Annotated in this window: 10 protein-coding genes; 2 read left to right on the forward strand and 8 right to left on the reverse strand. The window is 34.9% G+C overall.

All coding sequences use genetic code 11. The features are described 5' to 3' along the window. Positions 1-40: 40 nt before the first annotated feature. The 4 genes from EOD40_RS08410 to EOD40_RS08425 all read right to left on the reverse strand — a co-directional run bounded on the left by EOD40_RS08410 (position 41) and on the right by EOD40_RS08425 (position 6,528). Positions 41-1,474: a TolC family protein gene (locus tag EOD40_RS08410; protein ID WP_128194549.1), complete on the reverse strand. Its 1,434-nt coding sequence runs from the start codon at positions 1,472-1,474 to the stop codon at positions 41-43. Next, positions 1,467-4,634 carry an efflux RND transporter permease subunit gene (locus EOD40_RS08415; protein WP_128194551.1) on the reverse strand — a complete coding sequence of 1,056 codons (3,168 nt, stop codon included), beginning with the start codon at positions 4,632-4,634 and terminating at the stop codon, positions 1,467-1,469. Before EOD40_RS08415 ends, EOD40_RS08410 begins: the two co-directional genes overlap by 8 nt. A gap of 35 nt (positions 4,635-4,669) precedes the next feature. Further along, positions 4,670-5,752, reverse strand: coding sequence for an efflux RND transporter periplasmic adaptor subunit (locus EOD40_RS08420; RefSeq protein WP_128194553.1), 1,083 nt, complete (start codon positions 5,750-5,752; stop codon positions 4,670-4,672). 404 nt (positions 5,753-6,156) lie between these two features. Continuing rightward, positions 6,157-6,528: a hypothetical protein gene (locus EOD40_RS08425; protein WP_128194555.1), complete on the reverse strand. Its 372-nt coding sequence runs from the start codon at positions 6,526-6,528 to the stop codon at positions 6,157-6,159. A 357-nt stretch (positions 6,529-6,885) separates the two neighbouring features. On the opposite strand from EOD40_RS08425, the gene EOD40_RS08430 reads away from it, so the two are divergent. Together EOD40_RS08430 and EOD40_RS08435 are read left to right on the forward strand one after the other, a co-directional pair. After that, positions 6,886-7,326 (forward strand): hypothetical protein, encoded by a 441-nt coding sequence (locus tag EOD40_RS08430; protein ID WP_128194557.1) that lies wholly within the window; start codon positions 6,886-6,888, stop codon positions 7,324-7,326. Between the two features lie 170 nt (positions 7,327-7,496). Next, a complete protein-coding gene (locus EOD40_RS08435; RefSeq protein ID WP_128194559.1) occupies positions 7,497-8,108 on the forward strand; it encodes a hypothetical protein in 612 nt (203 codons plus the stop codon). Between the two features lie 32 nt (positions 8,109-8,140). Here EOD40_RS08435 and EOD40_RS08440 read toward each other — a convergent pair whose 3' ends face one another. From EOD40_RS08440 to glyA, 4 genes are all read right to left on the reverse strand, one after another. Next, the gene (locus tag EOD40_RS08440) at positions 8,141-8,635 is read right to left on the reverse strand and encodes a GNAT family N-acetyltransferase (RefSeq protein WP_128194561.1); all 495 of its coding nucleotides are present in this window, start codon (positions 8,633-8,635) and stop codon (positions 8,141-8,143) included. A gap of 3 nt (positions 8,636-8,638) precedes the next feature. Further along, on the reverse strand, positions 8,639-9,682 hold the full coding sequence (locus tag EOD40_RS08445) for a GMP reductase (protein ID WP_128194563.1): 1,044 nt from the start codon (positions 9,680-9,682) through the stop codon (positions 8,639-8,641). Positions 9,683-9,936: 254 nt separating this feature from the next. Further along, the gene (miaE, locus tag EOD40_RS08450) at positions 9,937-10,530 is read right to left on the reverse strand and encodes a tRNA-(ms[2]io[6]A)-hydroxylase (RefSeq protein WP_071185853.1); all 594 of its coding nucleotides are present in this window, start codon (positions 10,528-10,530) and stop codon (positions 9,937-9,939) included. A gap of 98 nt (positions 10,531-10,628) precedes the next feature. Then, positions 10,629-11,903 (reverse strand): serine hydroxymethyltransferase, encoded by a 1,275-nt coding sequence (gene glyA, locus EOD40_RS08455; RefSeq protein WP_128194565.1) that lies wholly within the window; start codon positions 11,901-11,903, stop codon positions 10,629-10,631. Positions 11,904-12,004: the final 101 nt, after the last annotated feature.

Consider the following 12,004-nt stretch of genomic DNA (forward strand, 5'->3'; position numbering starts at 1 on the left):
TGATGTTCGGCTCTTCGTTTATAAAAATGGGGAAATGTTGTTACTTCCAACCTCCACCAAGGTTTTTATACACATTAACCACGGCATTCAATTGGTCTCTTTTAGTTTCAATCAATTCCAGTTTCGTTTCTAAAGCATCGCGCTGCGTTAGTAAAACTTCTAAATAATCAACTCTCGCCGATTTAAACAAATCATTGGAAACATTGATAGACTGATCTAAGGCAGCTACCTGTTGTGATTTTAAATCATAACTTTTTTCCAGATTATCAATCTTAGAAAGTTGGTTTGAAACTTCTAAATAAGCATTCAAAACCGTTTTTTCATAGTTGTACAAAGCTTGAAGTTGTCTTGCATTAGCAGAGTTAAACTCGGCTTTAATTGCATTTCTGTTAATCAAAGGTGCAGCTAAATCGCCTACCAAATTGTACAGTAAAGACTCTGGAGTTCTAAACAAATAAGAAGGTTTGAACGCATTGAATCCTACTCCTGCCGAAATTTCCAAAGAAGGGAAAAACTCTGCTCTGGCTACTTTCACATCAATTTTGGCTGCTACCAATTCTAATTCGGCTTGTTTAATATCCGGACGATTGCTTAACAACTGTGATGGAATACCCGCAGCAATTGTTTTAGGAACAACACTCAAAACTGAAGCTTTATCTCTAGGAATTTCTTGCGGATAACGTCCTAACAAAAAGTTGATTCTGTTTTCAGTCTCTTTAATATTTTGACGAATATCAAATTCCAAACTTCTTGATTTCAAGACTTCAGCCTTGAATTTTTGTACTGCTAATTCAGTTTCTTTTGCAGCCTCTTTTTGCCATTGCACAATTTCTAAAGCATTCTTCTGAATGGCTATATTTTGTTGCACAATCAGCAATTGGTTATCCAATGCCTGTAATTCATAATACGAATTAGCGACCTCGGCAACCAAATTAGTCAACACAAAGTTTTTACCTTCTACAGTGGCCAAATATCTTGTTAAAGCTGCTTTTTTAGAGTTGTGGAGTTTGTGCCAAATATCCACTTCCCAATTCGCATAAGCTCCAACAATAAAATCTCCTAATGGATCCGGCATTTCTTTTCCCGGAGTGATTTCAGTAGAAGCATCACCTGCACCCTGACTGGTATAACGTCCTACTTTTTCAATTCCTGAACCGGCACGCAAACCTACGGTTGGGAACAAAGCCGCCTTTTTAAGACGAACTTCGTTTTTAGCAATTTCGATTTCCTGTAAGGTAATCATCAACTCCTGATTGTTTTGTAAGGCAGTATCAATTAAGCTTTGCAAATTGGTATCAGTAAAGAAATTTCTCCATTGTACCGTAGCGGTATTGGTAGTGTCTTTACTCGAATTATATGCTTCAGGAACCACCGTTTTAGCAGTGCTTTCCATAATCGATGGAGCCTTACATCCTACTACTAGTGCACTTAAACCAAGTACAACAACGTATTTATTTAGCTGAACTTTATACATGATTGTTATCAATTTCTTCAGTTAATGGATTTTCATTTTCATTTTTAATCATCTTGTATTTCTCCGAAATTCTAGCGAATATGTAGTACAAGCCCGGAATAATGAATACTCCGCAAATTGTTCCTACAAGCATTCCTCCTGCTGCTGCCGTACCGATGGTTCTGTTTCCAATTTTTCCTGGTCCGGTAGCAAAAACTAACGGAATCAAACCAGCAATAAACGCAAAGGAAGTCATCAAAATAGGACGGAACCTTGCTTTAGCACCTTCCATGGCAGCTTCCAGCACTGATTTTCCGGCAAGACGTCGTTGTATAGCAAACTCTACTATCAAAACGGCATTTTTACCTAATAAACCAATCAACATTACCATGGCAACCTGTGCATAAATATTGTTTTCTAAACCGGTTAATTTTAACAGCATGAACGCACCAAAGATTCCCGCAGGCAACGATAGAATTACTGATAATGGTAAAATAAAACTTTCGTATTGTGCTGCCAAAACCAGATATACAAATCCTAAACAGATCAAGAAAACCCAAATAGCCTGGTTTCCTTGTGCTACCTCATCGGCAGAGATACCCGCCCAGTCAATATCATAACCTCTAGGTAATTTCTCAGCAGCCACTTGCTGAATAACTTTAATGGCCGTTCCACTACTGTACCCTGGTGCCGAAGAACCACTAATCTGCGTAGAAGTGTACATATTATGTCTTGTAATTTCCGATAGACCATACACTTTTTCCAATTTCATAAAAGCTGAAAAAGGAACCATTTCATCGCGGTCATTTTTCACATACAATTTCAAAATATCCTCTGGCAAGGCACGGTATTCCGGTGCTGCCTGAACAATTACCTTGTAGTTAATACCGAATTTAATGAAACTGATCTCGTAGTTACTTCCCACTAAAGTAGATAAGGTATTCATCGCATTTTCAATAGACACTCCTTTTTGTTGTGCCAAATCATTGTCAACCTTCATCATGTACTGAGGGAAACTGGAACTATAGAAACTGAATACGTTAGATAACTCTTTGTGCTTGTTCAATTCGGCAACAAATTCATTATTTACCTTCTCCATTTTTTTGTAATCCCCTGAACCTGTTTTGTCCAATAAACGAAGTTCAAATCCTCCTGCAGCTCCATATCCAGGTACAGCAGGTGGTTGGAAAAACTCAATATTAGCTCCTGAAATGTCTTTGGATTTTTCTTCTAATTCGGTCATAATCTCACGAACAGATTGCTTTCTGTCGTTCCAATCCTTAAGGTTAACCAAACAGGTTCCTGAGTTGGCACCTGTACCTTCAGACAAAATCTCATAACCTGCCAATGAAGAAACTGATTTCACTCCTTCTACACCTTCTGCAATTTTTTGCAGCTTTTCGGCAATATTATTCGTTCTTTCTAGTGATGAACCCGGAGGCGTTTGAATAACGGCATAAAACATCCCTTGATCCTCATTTGGAATAAATCCGGAAGGAACCGTACTACTGGTAATCCATATTCCGGCACAAAAAGCAAGCAAGGTTACCATAGTAACTGTTCTTCTGCTGACAATCTTTCTTAATAGCTTTTGGTATTTATCTGAAATAAAATTGAATTTATTATTAAAGGCATCCAAAAACATATCAATAGGCGTCTTCTTTTTAGCAGCACCGTGATTGTTTTTCAACATCATCGCACAAAGTGCCGGTGTTAATGTCAATGCCACAATTCCCGAAAGGATAATAGCTGTTGCCATTGTGATAGAGAATTGACGATAAAATACCCCAACCGGACCTGACATGAACGCTACCGGAACAAATACCGCCGCCATCAAGAACGTAATAGCCACAATTGCCCCTGCAATCTCGTGCATGGCTTTTTTAGTTGCTTTTAAAGCCGAAAGATGCTCTTCCTCCATCTTAGCATGTACGGCTTCGATAACCACAATGGCATCATCGACAACGACCCCAATAGCTAAAACAAGAGCAAATAATGTAATTAAGTTCAACGAAATATCGAAAAATGTCATGAACACAAATGTTCCAATTAACGATACCGGTACCGCAATGGCCGGGATTAAAGTGGAACGCCAGTCGCCCAAGAAAATAAACACAACCAATCCCACCAAAATAAAGGCTTCCACTAAGGTGTGAATTACTTTTTCGATAGAAGCATCTAAGAATTTAGAAACGTCATACGATATTTCATAATCCATTCCTTTTGGAAACTTTTGTTTTATTTTTTCCAGTTTGGCTTTTACTTCTTCAATAACCTGATTGGCATTACTACCAAAAGATTGCTTCAATACAATTGCCGCTGATGGTCTTCCATTTAAGTTCGAATAAATATCATACATCGAACTACCAAATTCCACATTGGCAACATCTTTCAAACGTAAAATTTCCCCATTTGGATTCGATCTTAATACAATATTACCATATTGCTCTTTAGTTGTAAAACGACCTGAATATTTCAATACATATTCAAATGCCTGCGAACGTTTCCCTGAGGCTTCCCCTGTTTTACCCGGAGAGGCTTCCAAACTCTGACTTGATAAAGCTTCCATTACCTCTTCAGCAGAAATTTTATAAGCCAGCATACGGTCAGGTTTCAACCAAATACGCATGGCATATTCACGTGTTCCTAAGATATCTCCGGATCCAATACCATTTACCCTTTTTAATTCTGACAATACGTTGATATCGGCATAGTTGTATAAAAACTTCATGTCGGTATTTTTATCCGTACTATAAAGGTTAACATACATCAACATACTTGGAACCTCACGGGAAATTTTAAGTCCCTCTCTTACTACTAATGGTGGTAGCTTATTAGTAACCGAAGCTACACGGTTTTGAACGTTAACCGCGGCCTGATTAGGATCGGTACCTAAGTTAAACACCACTTTTATATTAGCCTCACCATCATTTCCTGCATCAGAACTCATGTATTTCATTCCCGGAACTCCATTTAAAGCTCTTTCTAAAGGAATGATAACCGATTTAACCATCAATTCCCCGTTAGACCCAGGATAATCGGCAGTAACATTCACCATTGGTGGCGATATGGTAGGGAATTGGGTAATAGGCAAACTTATTACCGACAACACCCCTAAAAAGACAATGATGAGCGATATTACTATCGACAAAACTGGTCTTTGAATAAATTTATTAAACATTTGTTTTTATTTTTTTATGATTAAACCAATTATACCTATTCTGCTTTTACTCGTAAATGATTAATTACTGTTTGAGGAGATTGGAATTCATATTTAATTTTATCTTTCTCTTTTACCTTCTGAACACCTTCCAATAAAATTTTGTCATTTTCAGTTATCCCTCCTTCAATCATATATAAATCAGGGATTTCACCTTTAATTTTGATTTCTCTGGAACTTACCACATCATTTTTACCTACCACAAAAACATATTTCTTATCCTGAATTTCGTAAGTAGCTTTTTGTGGAATAACAATTACGTTATGCAAAGGAACTTCCATCAATACTTTACCGGTTTCACCGTGTTTAAGCAATTTATCAGGATTAGGGAAACGGGATCTAAAAGCAATGTTTCCTGTTTCGCTATTAAATTCACTTTCGATAACTTCTACGTTTCCTTTGTATTTCAAACGCTCACCATTAGCCAAAAGTAAGCTCACTTTGCTATCGGCTCTGTTTTTTATATTGGTTTCGTAATCCAAATATTCCGGTTCAGAAACATTAAAATAAGCAAACATCTGAGAGTTATCAGAAAGGCTCGTTAACAGTTCACCTTCATCGATAAGGCTTCCTAATTTTTTTGGAAGTCTGTCAATAGTTCCTGAAAATGGAGCTTTGATTACTGTGGCAGACAAATGAAATTTAGCCATAGCCATTTCAGCTCTGGCCTGATCTAATTTGGTTTGCGCAAGAGCCAATTCATTTTTAGAAACAACATTTTTATCAGAAAGGCTTTTTGTATTCTGAAGTTCAATCTCCGCTGTTCTCACTTCAGCTTTTGACTTTTGGTATTCAGCGTCATACATCGTTGGTAAAATTTGGAATAATACCTGACCTTCTTTCACATATTGACCTTCGTCAACATATATTTTTTGTAAAAACCCTTTTTCAAGAGCTCTCACTTCAATGTTTCTAAAAGATCTAATTTGTGAAACATACTCTTTGGTAAATGAAGTGTCAATTCGAACCGGATTAGTTACCGTGAATTTTTCAGCTTCTTCTTTTTCTTCTTTCTTAGAGTTACAACTCGTTAAGCATACAAGGGCTATAAACCCTGATAAAATGGCAATTCTCTTCATAATTTTTTTAAAGAAATTGAATAATTGATATTTAGTGTTTGGAAATTTAATTTTTAAAAAAGGTCATTGCTGACCATTAAAAGCTTAAGAATGCTTTAGTAAATATTCCATAGGGTAAATTATTCAAACAAGCATTCGAATGTTTTTTATGAAAAAACAAAACAAAGTCATAATGTTACTTTGTATCGAATAAAAGTTAGCGAGAAACCTTTGGTTTCAACAGAATTAATCGTTTTTATGATAATTATTCGTCAATTGGAACAATCCAGTTCTTTAACAGAATATCCTTCGACTTCGCTCAGAATGACAGAACAAAAAATTCAATAAAACAATACGACCTACGGATTAATTTATTTACATGAATAGCAATAAATCATGCTTTTAAAACCGATAAGTGTGTATTATCAAATCCTTAAAACGCGTTGTAAAATATAAATTGGCTGCGAATAGGCATGTAAAGGCTTGAAGTATTTATTGCCTTTAAAATTATTTTTGAAGAAAGTTAAACCTAAAAAGTCCAATTGCCATTGATTAGCAAAATCATTGCTAACAGAACAAATTTTATTTGACTTATCAAAATTAGTATTGTCTTCATTAGAATCTTCAATAATTCTGTTTGAATCTACCGAATTATCTAAAGAATATGATTGATCAAGGTTTTGATTATGAGACGAAGAATGGCATACACTGTAAAAGTGTGCCTTGTTAACAACAGCATGTGTTCTATTAGAAAAAAATAATGAACACAGAAAAATAAAAAATACAGTTACTCTCATTTCGGTAGCAAATGTAAGCAAAGATTGAAAGTAAAAAATTAATTTTATGATTTTGTTAAAGAAAATTATTGATTAACTCGTTAACGATGCACAAAAATCAGCCAAACTGCTAATATGATACAGATTGTATTTTCTTTTGTAAACGGAGCTATATATCCATCAATAACTTCCCAATTGCTTTCGGAAATAATAAATCTACTTTAATTTTTGTAATGATTTATCTATATATTAGCTAAAAAATAATTTATAACAGTTGTCATACATATCTACCCAAAAACATGTGGCTTTATATGATTTTGTCATACATATAAACGAGTTATGCACAATATTCAGAACCGACGTAGAAAAAAGACTTCAATGAAAAATATATCTATCATTTTTTTATTACTGTTTTTGAGTTGCTCGAAGAAAGAGAGCGTAAATAATGATTGGAGAGAAATTAACACCAAAGATTCAATTCCGAAACAACTTAACAATGTATTACTTTCTATAAATGGGAATCTGAAAATTGCAAATCCGAATGAAGATTTTGAAGCAACAGACAATATAGGAAATGAAAATTTACCAATTAGACAGTTAAAATTATTAGCTGTGAAAAACAACGAATGGAGATTGTCTTACATACAAGGAGGAATCGGAACATCTTATTTTTTAATTGAATGTACAATCAAAAATGATTCTCTTTATAATTTGAAAATTGCAAATTCATTATTAGATTTAGATAATAATGACAGTATTTCAAAATTTATAAAACAAGGCAAAATAGAATACAAAAGATTAGAAAAATCTGAACGATAAAATACTGTGCATAACAACTAATACAACGGATTTGGGCAATTTGCTTAATGGAAAGTTGGTTTTGTATTTGGGATGATTTGTCAAATCCGAATAATAGAATTAATTAAGTCCTGAAACTACTGTAGTAGCTAGACGTTTATGAAAAACAAACTGTATACCTAAAACTTAAAATGAAAAAAAACTTCTCCATTTTATTTACTCTCCTATTTCTTCAAACTTGGAGTCAAGAAAATAAATCACTTGAATACCAGAAAAAAACATTTGATGAAGCTAATGAATATTTAAAAAAATTAGAATATTCTAGTGCCGCCGGAGCATTCCAGTATGTAAATGAATTAAATCCTAAAAATGAAATTGGAAAAATAGCATTAAAAAAATCAGATTCATTAAGACCCATCGCAAGACAAAAATTGAAAGAAAGCTTAATTGGAAAATGGAAATTAGCTGAAACAGGTTCTAATTGGGGAATGGAAAAAACTCAAGATACTTTGATTGAAAAAATTTTAATTATTGACGAAAACAAATTTCATTTTTACGAAAAAAATGTAAAAACCAAAGAAATTAAATTAGTCAAATCAGAAAAAATGAATTTCTCAAAAGGGATAAACGAAAATTTTTATTCCTACGAATTTGTTTTTTCTGACAATCAAATTTGGTACTTTTCTGTAAATCCAAAAACAAATAAACTAAGACAAGTAAATACTGGAGAGGATAAAGAAATTGGAAGATCTGAAATTGTTTGTGGAAACTTAGAACTGTATTACACCCGAATCTTATATTAAATAAAAAACTTTGCTTTAGAATAATATATATATCAAATCCTCTTCTCCATAACATAATCCTCCATTAAATACCCGTATTCTAATTCAATATCAATTTCTTCAATGATTTCGAAACCTTGTTTTTGATAGAAAGTCAAGGCTTTATTAAACCGGTTGACATTTAATAAAAGTGTAGTAGCATTGTTTTCTTTTGCAAATTGAGCTACGGAATCAATCAACAACTTACCGATTCCTTTTCCTTGGGTTTCTGGAAGAATGTAAATTTTATGGATTCTTGTAGTATTTTCATTTTTATAATGATGTTCGAAAGAAGCAAAACCTAAACAAATATCATCTTCCTTAGCAAGAATAAATTCATGTCCGTTTTCCATATTGGCTCGCAAGGCTTCGTCAGAATAAAAAGCGTTGAGCATATACTCCAATTGTACCTGGGATAGAATTTCGCCATAAGTAAGCGGCCAGGTTTTATGGGCTATTTCGGTAATAATTTTTAAATCGGCGACTGTAGCTTTAGTAATACTTATCATTTGTTATTCATTCGTAAAAACTCTGTTTTCCTGTTCGCTCACGCGTATAAAAGTGGTTCTTTTAGTCAATTCTTTTAGTCGGGACGCACCTACATAAGTACAGCTACTGCGTAAACCTCCCAAAATATCCAAAACCGTATCTGCCACATCACCTTTAAAAGGAATTTTCACTACCTTTCCTTCACTGGCTCTGTATTCGGCAACGCCACCCACATGTTTGTTCATGGCTGTGGTAGAACTCATACCGTAAAACTGTTTATATCTTTTACCGTTAATTTCCAGTAATTCTCCCCCACTTTCGGTATGTCCGGCGAGCATTCCACCAAGCATCACAAAATCAGAACCGGCACCAAAGGCTTTCGCTATATCTCCCGGAGTCGTACAACCACCATCACTGATAATGTGACCTCCCAGTCCATGAGCAGCATCAGCACATTCAATAATTGCCGAAAGTTGTGGATAGCCCACACCCGTTTTTATTCTGGTAGTACAAACCGAACCTGGACCAATTCCAACTTTTATAATATCGGCGCCAGCTAGAAGTAATTCTTCCACCATTTCGCCAGTAACTACATTCCCGGCAATAATTACTTTGTCGGGAAATTGTTTTCGGGTTTGTTTCAAGAAGTTCACAAAATGTTCCGAATAACCATTGGCAACATCAATACAGATAAATTTCAACAAAGGATTAGCAGTAATAATTTCAATTACCTTTTTGAAATCATTTTTTCCCGTTCCCGTACTAACGGCGATATAATCATAAAAATCAGGAGCCACATCCTCAAGAAATGCATTCCATTCTGAAACCGAATAATGCTTATGAATGGCAGTAAACAATTTGTGTTTGGCTAATTCCTTAGCCATTTCAAAAGTCCCAACTGTATCCATATTGGCTGCCATAATGGGAATTCCGTTCCATTTAGCGGTACTGTGCAAAAACTTAAATTCCCTTTCCAGAGAAACCTCAGCCCTACTTTTTAGTGTAGAACGTTTGGGTCTTATCATTACATCTTTAAAGCCTAATTTCAAATCGGTTTCTATTCGCATAATTATCACTTTTTAAACGGTTATTGGAAAATAACTTTTATTATTCTTAAAAGTAATGAATTTTACGCGAGAATTATGCAATGAAAAAAGAGACTTATCAACTATATATTAACCGTGAATGAGACGGATTCTAAAAAATTCCGCAAAAGATTCACTAAAACCCCACAGAGATTCACCAAGCTTTCTAATTTAACGCTTTTAGGCTTTACTCGGGATTACAAACAAAACCAAGACTGAATACTGATCACTAAAAACTACCCGTGAATCGTTTCGTTTTTTCCGTAGTTAGAAATAATGGATTCTTCAAATTCTAACCATTCTCTCCAGCGCTTTTCTACATCAATTCCTTCACCATATTTTCGGGCATAAGTAATAAAAGTGGTGTAATGTCCTGCTTCACTTTCCATCAATTCTCTATAAAAAACAGCCAATTCTTCGTCTTGAATATTTTCAGAAAGTACTTTGAAACGTTCGCAGCTTCTGGCTTCAATCATTGCCGAAAAAAGCAATCTTTCGACCAAACCTGAAACACGGCTTCCGTTTCCGCTTCTTTTCATGTATTGGTATAATTCGTTTACATAATCGTCTTTACGCTCACGACCTAACTTTAATCCGCGTTTGATGATTAGATTATGTACTTGTTCGAAATGATCGATTTCTTCTTTGGCTAAAGCCAATAAATCTTTAACCAAATCCTGGTGTTCTGAATTATTGGTGATAATTGTAATGGCGTTTGTTGCTGCTTTTTGCTCGCACCAAGCGTGATCCGTCAAGATTTCCTCTATGTTTTTCTCTACAATATTTACCCATCTTGGGTCGGTTGGTAATTGTAATCGTAATACGCCCATGTTTTTAATCTTAAGGTTAAAAGTCCTGAAAAGCAAAAGTCGAAAGTCAAAAATTATACTTTCGACTTTCGACTTAAAAAATTTTGTAGCTTATTTTATTAGAAAACGAAAATAGCTCTTTCGCTCATCATTTCGTTTACTTCTTCAGCTACTTCTTCGATAACATCTTCGTTAGTATGATTTGTCAATACTTTATCAATCATAGCTACGATAACTTCCATATCTTCTTCTACTAAACCACGAGTTGTGATTGCAGCAGTTCCTACACGGATACCAGAAGTAACAAATGGAGATTTGTCATCAAATGGAACCATGTTTTTATTTACAGTGATTTCTGCTTTTACCAACGCATTTTCAGCATCTTTTCCAGAAATTCCTTTGTTTCTTAAATCAATTAACATCATGTGGTTATCAGTACCTCCAGAGATGATGTTATATCCTCTTTTTACGAAAGCGTCAGCCATTGCATTAGCATTCTTTTGCAATTGACGTGCATAAGTAAAGAACTCATCTTGCAAAGCTTCACCAAAAGCAACCGCTTTAGCAGCGATGATGTGCATTAAAGGTCCACCTTGATTTCCAGGGAAAACAGCTAAGTCCAATAAAGCCGACATCATTCTGATTTCACCTTTTGGAGTAGTTAATCCCCATGGATTTGGGAAATCTTTCCCCATCAAAATCAAACCACCACGAGGACCACGTAAAGTTTTGTGAGTTGTAGTAGTCACAATATGACAGTGAGGAATTGGGTCATTCAATAATCCTTTAGCTATTAATCCTGCCGGGTGAGAAATATCAGCCATTAAAATTGCACCTACGCTATCAGCTATTTCTCTAAAACGAGCAAAATCCATATCACGAGAATAAGCCGAAGCTCCAGCGATAATTAATTTTGGCTGCTCTTTAGTAGCAATTTCTTGAATTTTATCATAGTCTAAACGACCTGTTTCTTTGTCAACACCGTAAAAAACCGGGTTGTAAACACGTCCTGAGAAGTTTACAGGAGAACCGTGAGTCAAGTGACCCCCGTGAGATAAATCAAAACCTAAAATTTTGTCACCTGGTTTCAAACAAGCGTGAAATACAGATGCATTAGCTTGAGAACCTGAGTGAGGCTGTACGTTAGCATACTCAGCACCAAACAATTCTTTAGCTCTATCAATTGCAATTTGCTCAATAACATCTACCACTTCACAACCTCCATAGTATCTTTTACCAGGATATCCTTCTGCATATTTATTTGTCAAAACTGAACCAGCAGCTTCTATTACTTCGTCACTTACAAAGTTCTCAGAAGCAATAAGTTCTAAGCCGTGTATTTGTCTATCTTGTTCCTCAAGAATAAGTTCAAAAATTTGTTTGTCGCGTTGCATTTTTTAGATTTTAAATAATTTAGCGCAAAAATACAAAAAAACGTTTGCTAAACAGTTAGATTATGATATATTTGATATATAATTTTCAACAAAAAATTAAC

The organism is Flavobacterium sufflavum (assembly GCF_004016525.1).
GTDB lineage: Bacteria > Bacteroidota > Bacteroidia > Flavobacteriales > Flavobacteriaceae > Flavobacterium > Flavobacterium sufflavum.